The organism is Leuconostoc aquikimchii (genome assembly GCF_040838325.1).
GTDB classification, from domain to species: Bacteria; Bacillota; Bacilli; order Lactobacillales; family Lactobacillaceae; genus Leuconostoc; species Leuconostoc aquikimchii.
Genome location: NZ_JBFPER010000001.1, coordinates 1,673,155 through 1,693,911, shown reverse-complemented (window position 1 = coordinate 1,693,911; position 20,757 = coordinate 1,673,155). Strand labels below are relative to the sequence as shown.

At 38.8% G+C, this 20,757-nt stretch carries 19 protein-coding genes; 17 read left to right on the top strand and 2 right to left on the bottom strand.

Annotation, left to right across the window (positions count from 1 at the left end):
* Positions 1–41: 41 nt before the first annotated feature.
* The 8 genes from AB3K24_RS08285 to AB3K24_RS08250 all read left to right on the top strand — a co-directional run bounded on the left by AB3K24_RS08285 (position 42) and on the right by AB3K24_RS08250 (position 9,547).
* Positions 42–1,166, top strand: coding sequence for a vitamin B12 independent methionine synthase (locus tag AB3K24_RS08285; protein WP_367975049.1), 1,125 nt, complete (start codon positions 42–44; stop codon positions 1,164–1,166).
* Positions 1,167–1,276: 110 nt separating this feature from the next.
* A complete protein-coding gene (locus AB3K24_RS08280) occupies positions 1,277–1,753 on the top strand; it encodes an S-ribosylhomocysteine lyase (protein ID WP_097002159.1) in 477 nt (158 codons plus the stop codon).
* Positions 1,754–2,289: 536 nt separating this feature from the next.
* On the top strand, positions 2,290–3,417 hold the full coding sequence (locus tag AB3K24_RS08275; RefSeq protein ID WP_367975047.1) for a 5-methyltetrahydropteroyltriglutamate--homocysteine S-methyltransferase: 1,128 nt from the start codon (positions 2,290–2,292) through the stop codon (positions 3,415–3,417).
* Between the two features lie 194 nt (positions 3,418–3,611).
* On the top strand, positions 3,612–4,901 hold the full coding sequence (locus AB3K24_RS08270; protein ID WP_367975045.1) for an O-acetylhomoserine aminocarboxypropyltransferase/cysteine synthase family protein: 1,290 nt from the start codon (positions 3,612–3,614) through the stop codon (positions 4,899–4,901).
* 92 nt (positions 4,902–4,993) lie between these two features.
* The gene (locus AB3K24_RS08265; RefSeq protein ID WP_367975044.1) at positions 4,994–6,592 is read left to right on the top strand and encodes a peptide ABC transporter substrate-binding protein; all 1,599 of its coding nucleotides are present in this window, start codon (positions 4,994–4,996) and stop codon (positions 6,590–6,592) included.
* A 34-nt stretch (positions 6,593–6,626) separates the two neighbouring features.
* Positions 6,627–7,346, top strand: a complete 720-nt coding sequence (locus AB3K24_RS08260) for a gamma-glutamyl-gamma-aminobutyrate hydrolase family protein (RefSeq protein WP_367975042.1) — start codon at positions 6,627–6,629, stop codon at positions 7,344–7,346.
* Between the two features lie 136 nt (positions 7,347–7,482).
* A complete protein-coding gene (locus AB3K24_RS08255) occupies positions 7,483–9,327 on the top strand; it encodes an APC family permease (protein ID WP_367975041.1) in 1,845 nt (614 codons plus the stop codon).
* 55 nt (positions 9,328–9,382) lie between these two features.
* Complete coding sequence (locus AB3K24_RS08250) at positions 9,383–9,547, top strand: hypothetical protein (protein WP_367975039.1); 165 nt, start codon at positions 9,383–9,385, stop codon at positions 9,545–9,547.
* A gap of 119 nt (positions 9,548–9,666) precedes the next feature.
* Here AB3K24_RS08250 and AB3K24_RS08245 read toward each other — a convergent pair whose 3' ends face one another.
* Together AB3K24_RS08245 and AB3K24_RS08240 are read right to left on the bottom strand one after the other, a co-directional pair.
* Positions 9,667–10,398, bottom strand: coding sequence for a type 1 glutamine amidotransferase (locus tag AB3K24_RS08245; protein ID WP_367975037.1), 732 nt, complete (start codon positions 10,396–10,398; stop codon positions 9,667–9,669).
* Complete coding sequence (locus AB3K24_RS08240) at positions 10,398–11,756, bottom strand: MurT ligase domain-containing protein (RefSeq protein WP_367975036.1); 1,359 nt, start codon at positions 11,754–11,756, stop codon at positions 10,398–10,400. Before AB3K24_RS08240 ends, AB3K24_RS08245 begins: the two co-directional genes overlap by 1 nt.
* Positions 11,757–11,929: 173 nt before the next feature.
* Between AB3K24_RS08240 and AB3K24_RS08235 the strand changes: the two genes are divergently transcribed.
* From AB3K24_RS08235 to AB3K24_RS08195, 9 genes are all read left to right on the top strand, one after another.
* The gene (locus tag AB3K24_RS08235; protein WP_367975034.1) at positions 11,930–12,817 is read left to right on the top strand and encodes a C40 family peptidase; all 888 of its coding nucleotides are present in this window, start codon (positions 11,930–11,932) and stop codon (positions 12,815–12,817) included.
* A 188-nt stretch (positions 12,818–13,005) separates the two neighbouring features.
* On the top strand, positions 13,006–13,608 hold the full coding sequence (locus AB3K24_RS08230) for a thymidine kinase (protein WP_367975033.1): 603 nt from the start codon (positions 13,006–13,008) through the stop codon (positions 13,606–13,608).
* 150 nt (positions 13,609–13,758) lie between these two features.
* Entirely contained in the window at positions 13,759–14,832 is a 1,074-nt protein-coding gene (gene prfA / locus AB3K24_RS08225) for a peptide chain release factor 1 (RefSeq protein WP_367975031.1), read from the top strand.
* 2 nt (positions 14,833–14,834) lie between these two features.
* A complete protein-coding gene (gene prmC / locus AB3K24_RS08220; RefSeq protein WP_367975029.1) occupies positions 14,835–15,842 on the top strand; it encodes a peptide chain release factor N(5)-glutamine methyltransferase in 1,008 nt (335 codons plus the stop codon).
* Between the two features lie 41 nt (positions 15,843–15,883).
* On the top strand, positions 15,884–16,891 hold the full coding sequence (locus AB3K24_RS08215) for an L-threonylcarbamoyladenylate synthase (RefSeq protein ID WP_367975028.1): 1,008 nt from the start codon (positions 15,884–15,886) through the stop codon (positions 16,889–16,891).
* A 212-nt stretch (positions 16,892–17,103) separates the two neighbouring features.
* The gene (locus AB3K24_RS08210; protein WP_294975634.1) at positions 17,104–17,373 is read left to right on the top strand and encodes a phosphocarrier protein HPr; all 270 of its coding nucleotides are present in this window, start codon (positions 17,104–17,106) and stop codon (positions 17,371–17,373) included.
* A gap of 2 nt (positions 17,374–17,375) precedes the next feature.
* Complete coding sequence (gene ptsP, locus AB3K24_RS08205) at positions 17,376–19,091, top strand: phosphoenolpyruvate--protein phosphotransferase (RefSeq protein ID WP_367975026.1); 1,716 nt, start codon at positions 17,376–17,378, stop codon at positions 19,089–19,091.
* Between the two features lie 132 nt (positions 19,092–19,223).
* The gene (locus AB3K24_RS08200) at positions 19,224–19,706 is read left to right on the top strand and encodes an RNA polymerase sigma factor (RefSeq protein ID WP_367975025.1); all 483 of its coding nucleotides are present in this window, start codon (positions 19,224–19,226) and stop codon (positions 19,704–19,706) included.
* Positions 19,699–20,715 (top strand): anti sigma factor C-terminal domain-containing protein, encoded by a 1,017-nt coding sequence (locus AB3K24_RS08195; RefSeq protein ID WP_367975024.1) that lies wholly within the window; start codon positions 19,699–19,701, stop codon positions 20,713–20,715. Before AB3K24_RS08200 ends, AB3K24_RS08195 begins: the two co-directional genes overlap by 8 nt.
* Positions 20,716–20,757 lie beyond the last annotated feature (42 nt).

Here is a 20,757-nt window from a genome sequence, read left to right as displayed (position 1 = left end):
GTACGCTGTTAATCACTCAGAAACAGCGTGGGAAAAACGTCATGACAACAACTGCAACTAAACTACATTATCATTTTGATCAGGTTGGCTCTTATCTGCGTCCTGATCGATTAAAAAAGGCCCGTGAACAATTTGCTAATGGTGAGATTGATAAACAAGCGTTATTGGTCATACAACATGAGGAAATAAAAAAAGTGGTTGATGAACAGGTGAAAGCTGGTTTATCAGCGGTGACGGATGGTGAATTTAATCGTTCATGGTGGCATTTAGACTTTTTAGGTCAACTCGGTGGTTTTGAATCTTATGAACAAGAAAATTCGTATAAATTCCATGGTGCTAATACACGGACTACTAATGTCCGTTTGAACGGTAAGGTTCACGCGAATTTGACGCATCCTTTTTTTGAGGATTTTACTTATCTGCAATCAATTGTGCCAACTGGGGTTGAAGTGAAACAGACAATACCATCCCCAACATTGGTTATTAATCGTGATCATCGGTCTGATTTGTGGTCAAAGTATTATGTGAATTGGATAGACTTTTTGGATGACGTCGCACAAGCGTATCATGATACTTTGCAACATTTTTATGATTTAGGCGCACGGTATATTCAGTTAGATGACACGACTTGGGCATATTTAATTACACAATTAAATGCAAATCGTGATAACCTAAAGGAGCGGGAAAAGTATGAACAAATTGCTGAGGATAATGTTTACGTCATTAACAAAGCACTGTCAGGTTTACCAGAAGATTTGAAATTATCAACACATATTTGTCGTGGGAATTTTAAATCAACTTATCTGTTTGAGGGTAGTTATGAACCTGTTGCCAAATACTTGGGGCAATTAAATTATGATGGCTTTTTCTTAGAATATGATGATGCGCGTTCGGGTGATTTTAAGCCATTAATTGATATCTGGCATAACCGGCAAAATGTTGAAATTGTTCTTGGTTTATTAACTTCCAAGTCAGCTGATTTGGAAGATGAACAAACAGTTATATCCCGAATTATTGCGGCACAAAAGTATGTGCCAGCAAGTAATCTTGCATTATCCACACAGTGCGGCTTTTCTTCAACTGAGGAAGGGAATGTACTCACCATTTCTGATCAATGGCAAAAATTGGCTTTGGTTAAAAAAATAGCCGATGAACAGTTAAGTTGAAATTTTTTGGAGGAGGTTAATGAATTCTAAAAATGCAATGAACTGAATTGATACGAGATAATAAACATAAAATTTAACATACAAAACAGTAGATTTAAAGGAGAAAAATCATGGCAGAAACAGTTGTTGAAAGTTTTACATTGGATCACACAAAGGTTAAGGCACCCTATGTACGCGTCATTGAGTCACAAAATGGTCCACAAGGTGGGCGCATTACGAACTATGATTTGCGTTTAACGCAACCGAATGAAACAGCGATTGAAACTGGTGGATTGCATACGTTAGAGCATCTATTTGCAGGGCTTGTACGTGATGAAATTGATGGGATTATTGATATGTCGCCATTCGGTTGCCGAACAGGATTTCATGTTATTTCGTGGGTAGATTATGACGCCGAAACACTGGCAAAAGTATTCAAAAAAGTACTTGAAAAAATTGTAAGTGATGAAATAACTGAAGTACCAGCTGCTGAAATCGAGAGTTGTGGTAATTTTAAAGATCACAGTTTACATTCAGCAAAAGAGTGGGCTAAAATTATTTTGGCGCAAGGCATTTCAAGTGACGCATTTGAAAGAAAAGTTGTCTAATTTATTATGAGGATTAATTGACATTTTGATTAGTTTATAATATGATATTTGTAACTAAGAAGAGAAAAGTACTGATTTAGCATTAAACAGAGAGTTCATGATTGGTGAAAATGAACACTGCGATATTAGGAAAATGGTCTCGGAGTTATTGTCGTTGTGAGTGTGTTTTGATAGCCATAAACAATTACCGGGTGAGCCCGTTATAGCGACATCAATTCTCAACGCAATTTATTTTTAATAGCCGAGATGATTGATATCAAGTTGTACTGCGCAAGCAATACATAAACCCCGGGTGGTAACACGAGATGTCGTCCCGCAGTCTTATATATAAGACTGCGGTTTTTTGTTGTATGCGACATGATGTCATAGATAGGAGATAGCCGTGAAAATTAAATATTGTAAAATATATTATTTACATACAAATAAAGTTGTGACGGGTATCTATTTATGTGGGAGTGGTGCCCAGACAGGGGACTAAGCATATCAAGTGTTATCACATCAGTATACTAGACAATGACAATAAGGAGGACAAAATAATGACAACAAGCACATTACAAAAAATTGGTTTTCAACATGTTGGATCGTTCTTACGACCTACGGAGCTAAAACAAGCCCGTGAAAATTTTAAAACAGGTCAGATAACGACAAATGAATTATCAGCAATTGAAGATGTAGCAATTACTGATTTAGTAAGAAAGCAAGTTGAGGCAGGATTAGATGTTGTAACAGATGGTGAATTTCGTCGGGCATATTGGCATTTAGATAATTTCTGGGGGTTTGGTGGCGTCGAACATTTCAATTATGGTGAAGGCTATGTCTTTGCTCATGAAGAAACGCGAGATGATTCAGCTCGCTTGTCAGGAAAGTTAAGCTTTAATGCCGAAACACACCCGTTTATTCAACATTTTAAATATTTAAAAGCTGTTGCTGACGCAGCTGGTGTCGCTGCTAAGATTACTATTCCATCACCATCACAATTTTATGCTGAATTGGTGCGTGGCAACAATGCTGAAAAAATTGCAGAATTTTATGACACAGATGAGGCACTGTATGCGGATATTCAACGCGTTTATCATGAAGAAATTATTGCCTTGTATGAAGCAGGCGCACGGACAGTACAATTAGATGATTGTACTTGGGGAATGCTAGTAGATCCCAATTTTTGGGAAACAATGGCTGGGGCTGGGTTTAACGTCAATGATTTGAAAAAAGTTTATTTGAATTTAAATAATGGTGCTATTGAAAATTTGCCAACAGATTTAACGATTAATACGCATGTGTGCCGAGGCAATTATCATTCAGATTGGGCTGCGACTGGCGGTTATGATGCTGTTGCTGACGAATTATTTGGTCAAGAAAATGTAGCGAACTACTTTTTGGAATATGATTCAGAGCGCGCCGGTGGTTTTGAACCGTTAGCTAAAGTTTCTGGCGACAAGCGTGTGGTTTTGGGATTGATTACGACAAAAACTGGCGAATTAGAAGATAAGCAAGTGATCATTGATCGTATTCATGAAGCAGCGCAATATTTACCACTTGATCGCCTTTGGTTGTCGACACAGTGTGGTTTTGCCTCAACTGAAGAAGGTAATGTGTTAACAGAAGAACAACAATGGGCTAAATTAAAGTTAGTCAAAGAAATTTTAGATGACGTTTGGGCTTGAAAATAAGGCGGGTAACCGCTGTACATAGATAAAAAAAGGAGTAACCGGTCAATATGCAAAAAATAACACCGCAACGCTTTTTTGATATTACGCGCGCTCTTAGCGTGCTATTAGGAACAGGATTGGTTTGGTGTCGAATGTGATGTTAAATGATAATAAGTTGCCATCACATTAATCAAAAAAGAGGACTAATTATGACAAAATTTAACAAACAATATGCCTTTGAAACACGTCAATTACACGCTGGTCAAGAAGTACCAGATCCGACAACTGGTGCGCGTGTGACACCCATTTATCAAACAGCCTCATATGTTTTTAAAGACACAGAAGAAGCAGCAGGCCGTTTTGCTTTAACAAACGCTGGGAATATTTATGGGCGTTTGACTAATCCGACTAATGCGGTGTTTGAAACACGTGTAGCAGCACTAGAAGGTGGGGCTGCAGCAATCTCACTAGCATCTGGCGCAGCAGCAGTTACGGCCGCTATTTTAAATGTGACCAACAGTGGCGATCACATTGTTGCAGCGTCAACATTATATGGGGGAACGATTGAATTATTTTCAGAAACACTTAAAAAATTAGGAATTGAAACGACATTTGTTAATCCAGATGAACCCAAAAATTTTGAAGATGCTATTCAAGATAATACCAAAGTGATTTTTTTTGAAAGTTTGGGGAATCCAAAAATTAATATTATTGATTTTGAAGCAGTGGCGGCAATCGCTAAAAAACATGGCATTATTTCAGTGGTAGATTCTACTTTTGCAACCCCATTTTTAACACGACCATTAGAATATGGCATTGATGTTGTTGTTCATTCAGCAACTAAGTTTATTGGTGGTCATGGGACAACACTAGGTGGCGTAGTGATTGAAAAAGTCGATTTTGATTATGTTGCTTCTGGTCGTTACCCTGATTTTACGACACCAACGCAGTCTTATAATGGACTCGTTTGGGCGACGCTTGGGGCAGGCGCATTCGTCACAAAAATTCGAGCAGAATATTTACGAGATACAGGCGCAACGTTAGCACCACAGTCGGCATTTTATTTACTTCAAGGCTTAGAAACACTATCATTACGCGTAGAACGTCATGTTGAAAATACGCGTAAAATTGTTGCATTTTTAAATCACCATGACAAAGTGGCTTGGGTGAGTTATCCAGAATTAGAGGCATCACCTTATAAGTCATTAGCGACGAAGTACTTCAAAAACGGTGTCGGATCAATCTTTACTTTTGGCTTAAAAAGTGGTGAAGCAGGGGCTAAAACCCTGATTAATAATTTGGATATATTTTCCTTATTGGCTAATGTTGGCGATGCTAAATCGTTGATTATTCATCCAAAATCGACAACACATGCGCAATTAAGTGATGCACAACTTGCTTCTGCAGGTATTACGCCTGATTTGATTCGTTTATCTGTTGGCATTGAAAATGTGGCTGATTTAATTTTGGCACTTGAAGATGCTTTAGAGACAGTCTAAATAAGTGATAATATCAGTAACTGTACTAACACTCATGTTTAGTATGTGTTAATGTTAGTATAGTTGACTACATAATCAAGGGGAATTGAGAGATGAACAAAAAAATTATCATCGGCCTTGTGGCCGCTGTTGTGATTATTGGTGGCGCTATCATAGCCACCAAATCACAAAAATCAACGAATGAAAAAGTTTTACGTATTGCGACACAGAATAACATATCGACACTTGATCCTAATTATGCTGATGAAATAGGCGCTAATTGGGCAGAAGTCCAAACATTAGAGGGACTTTATACAACTGGCAAAAATGGTGAAATTGTGGCTGGCGTTGCGCAAAAAATCGTTAAACCAACACAAAATAATACAGTATATACATTGCATTTGAAGAAAAATGCAAAATGGTCAGATGGCACGAAAGTAACAGCGCAAGATTTTGTTTCTTCAGTCCAACGGCAAGTGGATCCAAAAACAAAGTCAACGCGTGCCAACCATTTTAAAGACATCGCTGGCTATGATGCTGTTTATAATCAGCATGAAAATGTTAATAATTTAGGTATTCAGGCTGTTGATCAATATACAGTTAAAATTCAGTTATCACATCCTGTGCCTTATTTTGATTTTATTTTAGCGAACCAGTTGTATCCTATCAATCGCGCTAAGGTAAAAGAATACGGCAAAAAATACGGTCAGACAGCTGCGACAACAGTTTCTAATGGTGCATACACGATTAAAAAATGGAATCAATCATCAACAACGTGGGAATTTGCAAAAAATAAGTATTATAATGATAGTAAAGATGTGCACTATGACATCATTAAAGCGACTCAAGTAACAGACACAACGTTAGCAGCAAAGCAATTTCAAACGAAAAAAGTAGATGAAGCAGCTGTTTCGGGTAGTGTCTTGTCTGATTTGAAAAAGACCAATGCCGATGACATTAAAGAAACTGCTGCAGGGCGTGTTGCCTTTATTGTTTGGAATGCTAAGGACAAGGTTGCTAGCAATTCTAATTTGAAAAAGGCTGTGAGCTTAGCAATTAATCGTCAAACATTAGCTGACGAAGCATTGGGTGATGGTTCTAAACCAGCAAAGTCAATTATACCGAGTGGTGAAATTAAAATTGACGGCAAAGATTTAAATGACGGTTTGTCACTACCTTATAATAAAAAACAAGCACAACAGTACCTTAAAAAAGCGCAGTTAGAATTAGGTCAGAAAAAAATTGCTATTACCCTTAACACAGCAGATACGGATTCCTACAAAGCTTTGGGTGTTTTCTTGAAACAAAGTATCGAATCTGCATTGCCTGATGTCACGATTAATTTAAATCGATTGCCTTTAAATGCTGAAATTTCTGCCTTTAATAATCACAATTTTCAGGCAGGCACACTGTCGTGGTCAACAGACTATGATGATCCAATCGACTTTTTAGACATTGCTTACTCAAAGGGTGCTATTAACTTTACAAATTGGAAAAATGATGCCTATGATAAAGTCTATGAACAGATTAATCGTCAAAATACTGCTAATGATGCACGCTATAAATTAGAACGAGAAGCAGCCAAGATTAATAATGAAGAAAATGGCGTCACGCCATTGTATCAAACAGCAAACGTACACTTACAAAGTAAGACTGTTAAAAATCTAAATTATCCATTAATTGGGTATCAAAATTATAAGTACGCGAAATAATATCTGAAAATTCAATCTAACTAAGGGAAATGACATGCTTAAAAAAATAGGAATTCCGTCTAATAATGTCTTACATGCCAATCCGCGATTTGGTACGAATTATGTTGATTATGTTCAAAAAAATTATATTGATGGTGTGACAAACGCTGGGGCATTACCCGTGATATTACCAATTGCAAAACCGGAAGCAGCAAAAGAATATGTTGATATCGTTGATGCGTTAGTTTTGGTTGGTGGACAGGATGTATCCCCTGAATATTTTGGGGAAGAACCCCACTTAAAATTAGCTGAAATAGATCAAGGAAGAGATGCTTTTGAAATAGCACTAGTGCTAGAAGCAATCAAACAAGAAAAACCTGTTTTTGGTATTTGCCGTGGCTTACAGATCATCAATGTTGCTTTGGGTGGCACATTGTATCAAGATTTACCCAGTCAGTATCATGCATTGACGGTAAAACATGATCAATACCCAACAAAATGGTATATGCCCACGCATCATTTAGTTTTTAAAAGCCATAGCTGGTTGACTGGTGTGATGAATGAAAAAGCGCTGGTTAATTCGTTTCATCATCAAGCAGCTAAGGACTTAGCCGCGGGACTAACCCTAGATGCGACTAGTACTGATGGTGTTGTCGAAGCATTTTCTGATGAGAGCCGCCGAATTTATGCGGTACAGTGGCATCCTGAAATGTTATTGATGGGGCATGTGCCAGAAGCGCAAGCATTATTTAATGCGTTTGTCGCTAAAATTTAAATGACATTTGACATGACAATTGTTAATAAGCTAAAAAATCTCTAAGTTGAATATAAATCCAACTTAGGGATTTTTTTATGTGTTAAAAGAGCGTACAATATGTTGAGTAATAAATAACTGTATTGAGAGAAATAATATGTTTCAAAATATCAAACGCATTTTAATTGGAAAGCCCTTAAAAACACTGGATGAGGGTGGCCAATATTTATCTAAGACAAAGGCACTGGCATTATTATCGTCAGATGCTTTATCATCAGTTGCTTATGGTACTGAATCGATCACAACAGCCCTATTGGCTGCTGGCGCTGTCGCATTATGGTTGCAATTACCGATTGCTCTATTGGTGTTGATACTGCTGGCAGCGATTGTCATGAGTTATCGTCAGATTATTCATGCTTATCCTTCTGGTGGTGGTGCTTACGCTGTGGCCAGTGAAAATTGGGGACCGAAAGCTGGCTTAATTGCCGGTGGTTCGTTATTGGTTGATTATATGTTAACCGTGGCGGTTTCGGCTTCGGCTGCTGCTGATGCTATTACTGCTGCTGTGCCAGAGATGTTACCTTTTGCAGTGCCACTGGCGATTGTAGTCGTTATTTTACTCACCGGTATGAATTTGCGTGGGTTACGTGAAAGCGCTAATTTTTTGATGTTTCCAGTTTACTTTTTCGTGGCGGTTATAGCGTTAATGATTCTTTGGGGACTTTTTCAAGCAGTCACTGGACAGTTGCCCTATCAGGCCGCTTCAAGGGTGGGTACGAGTTTTTCTGGTTTATCATTTGTCTTATTTATGCGTGCCTTTTCTAGTGGTTCGTCATCATTAACGGGTGTCGAGGCAATTTCAAATGCGGTGCCGAACTTTAAAGTGCCAAAAGAGCGTCATGCTGCCGCAACGTTAACAACCATGGCCGTTATTTTGGCCACATTCTTTGGTGGTATTACATTTTTAAGTTATTGGTACGGTATTAGACCAGATGCACATTCAACAGTATTATCACAAATTGCGGCTACGACATTTGGCGGCCACGGGGTTGGCTTTTATGTGGTGCAATTAGCAACAGCCATGATTCTGGCAGTTGCTGCTAACACAGGTTTTTCAGCTTTTCCGATGCTTGCTTTGAATTTGGCGCGCGATAAATATTTGCCACACCTTTACATGGATAAAGGCGATCGCTTAGGATATTCCAATGGTATTTTATCACTCGCTTTTGGGGCAGTGGTATTGCTGGTGATTTTCCATGGGTCAACGAATGCTTTGATTCCATTGTATGCCGTTGGTGTATTCGTACCATTTACCTTATCACAATCCGGTATGATTATTCACTGGTGGCGTAAGCGACCAAAAAACTGGGTGATGAAGGCAATTATTAACTTTATTGGGGCTTTCATTTCCGCCGTATTAGTTATAACGTTGTTTGCCACACGGATCGAACATGTTTGGCCTTATTTATTAATTATGCCCATTGTCATGTATATTTTCTTGAAAATTAAACGGCACTACACAAGCATTGCACGCCAACTGAGATTAGCATATGCTAAAAATGATCATGCGGTGCGTCATCATTATGATGGATCAACTGTCATTGTATTGGTATCAAATGTCACGAAAGTAACAACGGAAGCAGTTGATTATGCGCTATCAATTGGTGATTACGTTGTGGCCATGCATGTGAGCTTTGATGTGAACCCTAAAAAGGAATTAGAAACTTCTAATCAATTTAAAGTTGATTTTCCAGATGTCCGATATGTTGATATTCATTCTTCATATCGCTCAATTATTAAGCCAGCATTGAGTTTTGTGGATGCTGTGGTTAAGCAGGCAGAGAAGCGCAATCATTCTGTGACGGTGCTGGTACCACAGTTTGTGCCCAAAAAACCTTGGCAAAATGTTTTGCATAACCAGAATTCGTTGCGTTTGCGAACAGCATTTGCTGCGCGAAAAGATATTTCGGTATCGACTTATTATTATCATTTATCAGAGTAAATATGAAAGGGAATAGCGTGAGATAGCATCAAATAGTACACGCTAATAATGGGTTATGTCACAAGATACAAAATTAATGTTATTTTTTATTTGGGTGGTAATTGCCATGCTTATCTCGACAATTGGCTTAGTTGTGATTATGCGCTGGTACCATCGTGAAGTAAATAAAGTCAAGCAAGTTAAACGTGATGAACAAATGAAGCAGCATGATAGTGAATAGTTCACTATCATGCTACACAAAAAAAGATAATACCAACAATTATTTTTACTGGTGTTATCTTTTTTGTTGTCATGTGTTACATGCTACTTTAGAATGACTGCAAAATAGCGGTTATCTAACTAAAATGTTTCTGTTTCAATTTGGTCTAATTTCTCAGTCCAATCAACTTTAGGATATTTACGAGACAAGGCTGTTGCTAAAACGCGTTTAGCTAAATTACCATTACGGGTAAATATTGGCCCATGGAAATATGAACCGTAAACGTTACGGTAGATCACACCTTCAGTTTTATCCATACCGTTATTACCGTTTCCTGAAATAACAGTTCCTAAGGCGCGTTCATTTTTACCTAAAAAAGTACGACCTTGATGGTTTTCAAAGCCATGATAAGTTTCACCCGTATCATTATTTTTAATCACAACATTGCCGGTCAGTCGTTTATCGGTTAACACAGTTAAGTTATCGTCATGCATGTTGGTGGTGTAGTGATCCATGACACCAATGCCGTCAACCTTCGTGCCATCTGCCATGACCATGTAATGGCCAAGTAACTGGAAGCCGCCGCAAACGGCTAGTAAGGGGCCATCGTTTTCAATGTAGTGGCGCACCTGATCAGCTTTAATTTTCAAATCTTTGGCAACAATTGTTTCTTCATAGTCTTGCCCGCCGCCAAATAAAGCAAAGTCAAAGTTATCGCCATCAAAATTATCACCAAGTGATATCAGATGATAATTAACAGCCACATCAATTTGTTTAGCATAATAGGTCAATGCAATAATATTGCCGTAATCGCCATACGTATTCATCAAGTTGCCATAAAGGTGTGCAACGGAAATCTCAAAATCTGCCATTAAAATCCTCCTTTGATGTAGCCAGCTGCACCCAATTGTTCACGTAATTGCAGCATAGCTGTATAAGTTGCTGCGATATAAACTTTATCGGTTGGTAATGCTTTAATTGCTGTGACAATTTTAGTCAGATCCTCATACACAGCTTGATCTGGGAAACCTGCCATTTTTAGGCGAACTTGTAGGTCTTTGTATCGCTCGCCACCAGTAGCAACTGCTTTGATGTGAGTATCATGTAGTTTTTCGAATTCTGCATCCCAAATCCAACTGGTATCAATACCGTCGGCATAATTGGCATTCAGCAAAGCTAACAACGAAAAATCATCTTTTTCAGTTAGCATCATGTCAATGACAGAATTTGTGCCTACGGGATTTTTAATCAAAACAATTGTGACATCTTTACCATCAACATGAAGGGCTTCTTGACGGCCAAATATTTGCGCATTAGATTCAAATGCTGTTTTGATTTGTTTTGAATCGACGTTAAACTCACGTCCGACTGCAAAAGCAGTTAATGCATTGTAAATGTTGTACAAACCACCAATTTCAATGCGGAGTGGTGTGTTATCAATGCTAAAAGTTGAATATTTGGGCGTTAATTCATCGACACTGGTGACTTGATAGTTTAGTTTTGGACGTACAAAACTGTCTGTCGTACTAAAATATTTACCTAAATTAGCGTAAGTTATAAAATCGTATTCTAAGACAGAATGATCGGTAGGGGATAAAATACCATCGGTATTAATTGGCGCAACAGCAGGGCTGTAATCGGTTGGTTGCACATGATTAAAACCAAAAAATTTGCGTTCATTAGTAAAATCACCGCGTGTAAAAATGGGTGAATCGCCATTAGCTAAAACAACAGCCTCGGGTGCATGCTTAATACCAGCAATAATTTTATCGTATGTCGTATAAATTTCGCCGTAACGATCAAGTTGATCACGGAAAATGTTGGTCAACACAAACATTTTTGGCTTCATAGCAGCGGCGATTTTTTCAACGTTTGCTTCATCTACTTCAAGGACAGCAATGGGTTTTTCGCCATTTGGTGAAGGCTTAACCTTTGCTGTGACAAGGGTACCGGTGATACCTTGAATCATGTTTGAACCAGATGGGTTGGTAATAACAGTGTAACCACCTGCCTGCAAAACACGTGTAACGAGTGCAGTAGTTAATGTTTTTCCGTTTGTACCAGTTACAATGATCAAATCAAAATTTTGTTGCATAGTTGTTAAAATATTAGGATCGATTGCTACCGCGAGTTTGCCGGGCAAGCTTGTGGCACCGCGATGTAAAACGTCATGCAAGAGCCAATAAGAACTTTTTGCAGTAACGCGTGCTAGTGTGCTTTTGAGTGTCATAATTTCCCCACTTTCATGACTATAATTTTACCACGAGCGGGTGTGTGGTGGGGATTTTTACTTAAAAGTTAAGGCCCATTTAGTGATATTACAATTAAGTTGATTTAATATTCGTACAAGACGGTCGTGTTAATATAGAAGTGATATAGAAAGTAACTGTTTAGAGAAGGAGCATGATCAAAGTGCCTAATGCAAAAAGAACCCGAATGAAACGGGATAAAAAAAGAAAACGTCAACGATTGTGGTTAATCGTACCTGTTCTTGGCAGCATAGCGGGTATTTTAGTGATGACAAAAACAATTAATTTATCTCAGTTTATCGCGCCAATTCAGGCGATGACAATTAACACATCGCCAACTCAAACAACCACAACTGGTCAAAAAGTAACAATCAAGAGTACATTGACTAAGCGATACTTACTGGCCAATACAACGCAAAAAAAGTTAGTTGGATTTCAAACAATTGGGGAAAAAACCTATTATTTTGCCCCAAAAACAGGTGAAATGGTCTATGGCTTAAAAATGATTGCTGGCGATAGTTACTATTTTGATAAAGATGGGGTCAGTAACGCACAATTAGCCTATGAAAAAACAGCGTCATCGGTGACAAGTAACAACAAAATTGTTGAAAAAGCGATCGCCGGTGGTATGAAACTCGTTGGGAAAAGCCCGTATGTTTATGGCGGTGGTAGGACACCAAAATCGATTGCCAATAATGAATTTGATTGTTCGTCTTTTATTGCTTGGTTTTATCGTCAAGCAGGACAGCCTTTGGTTGTTCAGTCAGCGGCTTCAACGACGTTATTGAATCAAGTTGGTACGCCTGTGGCATGGTCTGATATGCAACGTGGTGATATATTGGTGACACCGGATACATATACGGAAGAGCGGCTGCACGCTGCTATTTATCTAGGAAATGGTTTCATATTACATGATTCTGCGCCAACTCATGGTGTAGCGATCAGCCGGTTGGATGATTTAGTGAATGCTAAAACGTCACAAACGTTGACGTGGGCCGGATTATTTAAACCCGGAGCAGTGCGACAGGTTGTTGATCATTAATTTTTGGTGTCACGTCAACTCATGGTTTTTTGTTGTGTCAAAAATTGCTATAATAGTAAGTGATAGTTTCTGTTTGAACATCTTAACCAAGATGCACAACATAAATTTTTATTTAATATTAAGGAGGATAAGTGTTTATAAACGATTGTAGTGCAGTCATGAGACACAATCGCTAACACGCTAAAAATATGGCACAACTATTCTTTGAATACGGCGCAATGAGTTCGGGTAAATCGATTGAAATTTTAAAAGTGGCGCACAATTACGAATCGCAAGGTCGACAAGTACTCTTGATGACACCAATTACTGATACACGTGCAGGTATTGGTGTTGTTGCAAGTCGCATTGGGCTGTCTCGTGAGGCCTTAGCGGTCAAACCAACAGACGATTTATATGGCTTGATTAAAAATATGGCAGCTGACGATTTGGCAGTTGTTTTAGTGGATGAAGCACAGTTTTTAACGCCAGAACAGGTGGATCAATTAGCCTATACAGTAGATACGTTACATATTCCAGTGATGGCATTTGGCTTAAAACAAGATGCTTTTAACAACTTATTTGCTGGATCAAAACGTTTGATTGAGCTGGCAGATAAGCTAGAAGAAATGAAAACTATTTGTTCGTTTTGTGGTAAAAAAGCAACAACACAACTGAGAATAGTTAATGGTAAACCACAACGTCAAGGTGCGCAAGTCTTCATCGGCGGTGACGAAGCGTACATTCCAACGTGCCGCAGGCATTGGTACAATCCTGATTTAGAAAAGATTGCGACAATGTTTCCAATTAAGTAACGACTTAATGTGTGAGTTACAAAAAGAGACGTGCTTAAATGCTAAATAAGCATATAATAAGAATTGACAATCAGTTAATTCGTACATAACATAAAATAAATACGTGAACTGATACAATTAGAAAACAGTTCACATCTTGGAGAATAATAGATGGACCCAATATTTCAATCATTACAAACAGTTGTTGATCGCTACGATGAACTAAACGAACAGTTAGCCGATCCAGATGTTGCTGGTGATGGCCAAAAATATATGGCATTGTTAAAAGAAGCAGGTGAAATGCGTGAAACTGTGACAGTTTATACGCACTATCAACGGGTAATGCAAGGTATTGCTGATGCAGAAGGCATGCTTGATGATGCGGAAATGGCACCGCTTGCTAAAGAAGACTTAAACGCGTTGAAACCTGAAAAAGCTGAATTAGAAGATCAGCTTAAAATTTTGATGTTACCAAAAGATCCAAATGATGATAAGAATATTATTATGGAAATTCGTGGCGCAGCAGGTGGCGATGAATCGTCGTTATTTGCTGCAGATTTACTTGATATGTACCGGCGCTATGCAGAGAAACAACGTTGGGCTGTCAGTATCATTGATGAAACAGCTACTGAAGTTGGTGGCTATAAAGAAGTCGCTATTATGATTACTGGGGACAATGTCTATTCAAAATTAAAATTTGAATCCGGTGCACATCGTGTACAACGTGTACCATCAACAGAAACGCAAGGTCGTGTGCATACATCAACTGCGACTGTTGGGGTGATGCCTGAATTTGAAGAAATTGATTTTGAACTCGCTGAATCTGATTTGGAAGAAGAATTTTTCCGTTCAGGTGGTGCTGGTGGTCAAAATGTCAACAAAGTTTCAACGGCTGTACGTTTAGTGCACAAGCCAACTGGCATCATGGTTAAAATGCAAGAAGAGCGTACGCAAATAAAAAACCGTGATAAAGCGCGTAAGTTACTTGCCAGCCGTGTATATGATTTTTATGCACAACAAAATGAAGCTGAGTATGCTCAAAAACGCAAGTCTGCTGTTGGTACTGGCGATCGGTCTGAACGTATTCGTACGTATAATTATCCGCAAAATCGTGTCACAGATCATCGTATTGGTCTGACACTTAACAAACTGGACCGTATCATGAACGGTGAACTGGGTGACATTGTGGCTGCCTTGGTCATTGCTGATCAGACAGCCAAATTGGCCGAACTCAATCAAGCCTAAAAATGACTGAAAAAAAATTTGAAACGCCAAAACAATTTAAGCAGGTTGGTAATGACGAACCGGCACGTAAAATCACGCCAGATAAGTTGACTGCACCTAACTGGTATGATTGGGACGATATTAAGAAACCGACAAAACCAAGCGATGTTAAAATTTCGTTACTTGAGGGTCGTAAGTGGGCAATTGCAGAATTAACAAGTGTTGGTATGCCAAAAGAAGATGCACAGGATAATGTGGATTTTTTATTGAGTGGTGCCTTAAATATTAACTATGCTTATCTGCGTGCCAATATTACACGGACGATGCCAACTGATTTAGCAACTGTTTGGCCACAATGGCTGGCCAAGTTGATGAACAATGAGCCCGTGCAGTATATTTTAGGGCATGCGCCTTTTTATGGTCGTGAATTTATGGTTGATCCAAGGGTTTTGATACCACGTCCCGAAACGGAACAACTCGTTGAATGGATTTTAAAAGATTTGAATCGTACAACTGGTAAACCGGTGTCTATCTTAGATATTGGTACGGGATCGGGTGCTATTATTGAAACGTTAATGTTAGAAAATCCCCGTGTACGCGGATTTGCAGCAGATATTTCATCAGGCGCTTTAGCGGTTGCGGAAATGAACGCGCAACGTTTTGGTTTGAATTATCTGCATGTGGTCAAGAGTGATGTCTATAGTGCTGTAGCAGGACTTGAATTTGATATAATTGTTAGTAACCCACCCTACATTGCAACAACTGATGAAGATGAGGTGGGTGGCAACGTACTTGAATATGAGCCACATACAGCATTATTTGCTGATCATGATGGTTTAGCAATCTATGAAAAAATAGCAGCAGATTTGGCGCTTTACTTATCCGATAACGGGCGTGCGTATTTTGAAATTGGTTACAAGCAAGGACAACAAGTTGTGGCGATGATGCAGCATGCCTTACCACAAGCAGAAGTAACCCTAAAAAAAGATTTCTCCGGCCTGGATAGAATGGTACGGGTAGTGAAAGGATAGTCGCGTAAGCTTATTATCAATTGGCAACGCATACTTTTATAATGAAGACTGAACTATTAACAAGTAAAGATATACAACATGCTGGTGGTTTACTTAAAGCAGGTGAAGTCGTGGCTTTTCCCACGGAAACTGTTTATGGTCTAGGCGCTGATGCAACGAATGAGTTGGCTGTAAAAAAAGTTTTTACAGCTAAAGGGCGCCCAGCAGATAATCCATTAATTATGACAGTAGCTGATGTACAGCAATTAGATGCCTTTGTTGTGATTTCAGAAGCGGCGCAACACTTAATGGCAGTTTTTTGGCCAGGCTCTTTGACGATTATTTTACCCACTAAGCCAGGAAAAGTATCTATGATTGTCACTGGTGGCTTACAAACTGTCGCATTTCGATTGCCAGATAATGATGTGGCACGCGCAGTGATTCGGGCGGCTGGTGTACCAATTGTTGGGCCGAGTGCTAATACTTCTGGCAAACCGTCACCAACAACTGCGCAACACGTGTGGCATGATATGAATGGCAAAATTGCTGCAATTATCGATGATGGACCAACGCAAATTGGTGTAGAATCAACTGTTGTTGATATGTCTTCTAAAGTGCCAACTATTTTACGTCCTGGTGCCGTCACGCAGCAACAATTACAAGATACACTTGGTGTCACAGTGATTGATGCGACGAGTACGAAATCAGTGGCGAGTGATGTGATACCAAAAGCACCAGGGATGAAATATCGGCACTACGCACCAGATAAAAAAGTCATCATGTTTGATCGATTAGATGCTTTGGATCTCAAGCGCATTTTACAATCAAACGATGTTGTCATGGCACAAGATACAACAATTGCTGTGATGCAGTTGTCTTTAGAACAATCATGGTCGCTTGGTGAAACACTGGAAAACGCAACGGAACAATTATTTGCTGGTTTACGTTTTTATGATGATGAAGAACAAATTACGACAATTTATGTTGAAAAAATGTCGCCAATCGGTATTGGTAAGGCATTTAATAATCGACTGGCAAAATCTGCAGGTAACCAAGAATTTAGTATATGACAACAGGTTGTGAAGCGTGACGGGTGACGTTTACAGAAAACAATTCGTAATCAGTATGTAAACGTTTACATAAGAAACGCCGTCAGATAGGCATTCTAGACGTTTTTGCCTGATATATCAAGGATTTACGCGATAATTCACTTGATATTTTGTAAGCGCTTTGATAAACTAATAACAGAGGCTGTTTAACAGCTAAAAAGGAGAAATTAATTATGACACAATCAAAAGACTTTCATATCGTAGCAGAAACAGGTATCCATGCACGCCCAGCAACTTTGTTGGTACAAGCAGCATCGAAATTCACTTCAGATGTGACATTGTCATATCAAGGTAAAGATGTTAACTTGAAGTCAATCATGGGTGTGATGTCATTGGGTGTTGGTCAAGGTGCCGATGTGACAATCAAAACAGACGGTGACGATGAAGAAGCTGCTATGACAGCTATCGTTGAAGCAATGGAAACAGAAGGACTTGCAGAATAACAATGTCTAATAACTTCAAAGGAATCGCGGCAAGTAATGGGATAGCAATCGCTAAAGCCTATTTGTTAGTTGATCCAGATTTGTCTTTTACTAAGACGACAATTACAGATGTGACAGCTGAACAAGCTCGTGTCGACGATGCTTTGAAGGCTGCTAGTGTGGATGTTGAAATCATTAAATCCCGCGCTGAAAAGAATTTGGGAGCAGATGAGGCCCAAGTTTTTGAGGCACACTTAATGATTTTGTCAGATCCAGAAATGTCTGGCGCATTCAAACAGAAAATAGCTGATGATAAGGTAAATGCGGAACAAGCAGTTAAAGAAGTGACAGACATGTATATTGGCATGTTTGAAGCAATGACTGATAATGCTTATATGCAAGAACGTGCAGCAGATATTCGTGATGTGACTAAACGTATTTTGTCGCATCTTTTAAATGTGTCATTACCTAATCCTGCTTTAATTGACGAAGAGGTTGTCTTAGTATCGAAAGATTTAACACCTTCTGATACCTCTCAACTTGATCGTCAATTTGTTAAGGGTATCTTAACTGACTTGGGTGGTCGCACAGCACATGCTTCAATTATGGCACGTACACTAGAAATTCCTGCAGTGGTAGGATCTGAAGTGGCTACGCAAAAAATAACCGATGGTATCACTGTGATTGTTGATGGCCTGACTGGTGATGTGATTGTTGATCCAGATGCCGATACATTGGTATCTTACCAACAAAAAGCAGCCGATTATTTGGCACAACGTGCTGAATGGGCTTTGTTAAAAGACCAACAATCAGTTAGTGCTGACGGCAAAAACTTTGTGTTGGGGGCTAATATTGGCTCGCCTAAGGATATGGCAGCTGTACTAGAAAACGGTTCCGAAGGTGTTGGCTTATACCGAACTGAATTCTTATATATGGAATCAGATCACTTGCCAACCGAAGATGAGCAATTTGAAGCCTATAAAACAGTTGTCGAAAAGATGGCTGGTAAGCCGGTAACTGTTCGTACCATGGACATTGGTGGCGATAAGAATTTGAGCTACTGGAAATTACCAAAAGAAGAGAATCCATTCTTAGGTTATCGTGCCATTCGTATTTCTTTGGATCAAACAGAAATTTTCCGAACACAGTTACGTGCGTTGCTACGTGCGTCTGCTTATGGTGATTTGTGGATTATGTTCCCTATGATTGCCACGTTAGGTGAGTTCCGTGCGGCCAAAAAAGTGTACTTGGAAGAACGCGCCAAACTTGAAAAAGCTGGTGTGTCAATGGGTGATGTCAAGCTGGGAATTATGATTGAAATTCCAGCCGCGGCCGTTTTGGCAGATAAATTTGCTAAAGAAGTTGACTTCTTCTCAATTGGTACGAATGATTTGATTGGTTATACCATGGCTGCCGATCGTGGTAACGATAAAGTTGCTTATTTGTATCAACCTTATAACCCCTCAATTCTACGTTTAATTAATACTGTGATTACAGCAGCTCACAATGAAGGTAAATTTGTTGCGATGTGTGGTGAAATGGCTGGTGATCCGATTGCCGTGCCTGTTTTGATGGGTATGGGATTGGATGAATTCTCAATGAGTGCACCATCTGTTTTGCAGACACGTTCGTTGATGAAAAAGTTGGATACAGCTGACATGAAGTTGTTAGCTGCGAAGGCCTTAGACGCGGAAACTAATGAAGATGTGATTGCCTTAGTTGAAGCAGCAACGAAATAAAGTATTGTAATTTTCAAACTAAATTAAAAAAACTGCAAACATGACTTGAGTTTTGAAGTCGTGTTTGCAGTTTTTTTGTGTTTTTTGTAACCATTTACTAATTCGTTCGTTATATCTATGAAAGGAGGGGATATGAAGATTAATAACTATGAAAAAGAGCTGATCAATATTGCAAATGAGATCATTGGTTTTTTGATTAATAATGGTGCTAAAAAGGGTGATGCGGAAGATATTCTGCAAGATGTTTTTGTAAAATTACTTCAAGCAGATATTTTATTGGCACCTGATAAATTAAGACCGTGGTTGTATCGTGTTGCGTTATCGCGTTTTTACGATATCTACCGCCGACAAAGACGTTATCGTGATATTTTACTAGAACAATATGCACAATATTCTGAAGTTGAGCCAGTTTTGACAGATTATAGTGGTTTACAACGCGCATTGGAAAAGTTAAATGATTACCAAAGCGCGTTGATTGTATTATATTATGATGATCGAAAACACATCAACGATATCGCTATGATATATGATGTCAGTACATCAAAAATTAAAGTAGATTTGTATCGAACGAGACAGCAATTAAAAGACATAATGATGGGGTACGAAAATGAGTGATAATGTTAATTTTGAAAAGATTATTAGAACAGAGAAACGCAAGAAATGGTTAAAAATAATAGCGGTTACGAGTGCAGTAACAGCAATAGTTGGTGGTAGTTTGTTCTATGCTGTATATAAGCAATTAGGCAGACAAATGGTCAAACAAGCTGCAAAACAACAACGGCAATTTAATATTGATGATCTTATCTCTTCACCAAATATTATATCGACATCACAATATTTTTCAATGACAAAAACAACACAGAGCACATTGAAAAGTGACCGCGAAAAAAATATTGATGGTTATCGGGTTGCTTATCCAGAAAAAAATGTGACATTTAACACGCATGGTATTGAAAGTGCTTCTGCACAAGAACCAAATATGTATAATAAAAATCCAAAAACTAAAGAAATAATTGCTAGAAACCGGCAATCACAACAAAAGGAACCAATATTTTTCAATGTGAAGTATGAACGCGCATATCAATCTGCAAAAGATAAAAAAGCGTTGTTAGAGCCCAGTATACCAACACATGAGGCCGAGACATTAAGTCAATTATCAAATACTTTGGGTGAGGTGGCGATCACTTTTGATAAGCGCTATTCCTATGATGACATTCGCCAAATGATACCCGAAAATGTCATGATCAATTATTATTGGTTAGGTATTCATAGTGATAAATTGGACACAATGAGTGCTGCAGGTTCTTATGTCGGTTTAAATGCTAGCGATGATGGTACCGGAAAACTGACTGAAGGAAAAGCAGGTGGAAACGAGTTTTTGGGTTATCAAGGACTAAAAAGCGCGTTAAAACAAGAGTTCGGACAGCGAACCGTGAATAATGTTGATATTGCAAAAGATGGTCAAAAACAAGTTTCCAAGAATCTCAAAACGGCAAAATTTGCTGGTGTAATTGTGACTGGACGGACACAGAATCTAGCGAGATTAGATAGTCAAAAATATACGTATGCGACAAATGCGGGTGTCACAACGCCAATTATGCCATATCAAGCACCAATCAAATAACTTCTATCACAACCACCGTTTGGTGGTTGTTTTTGTGTTAAA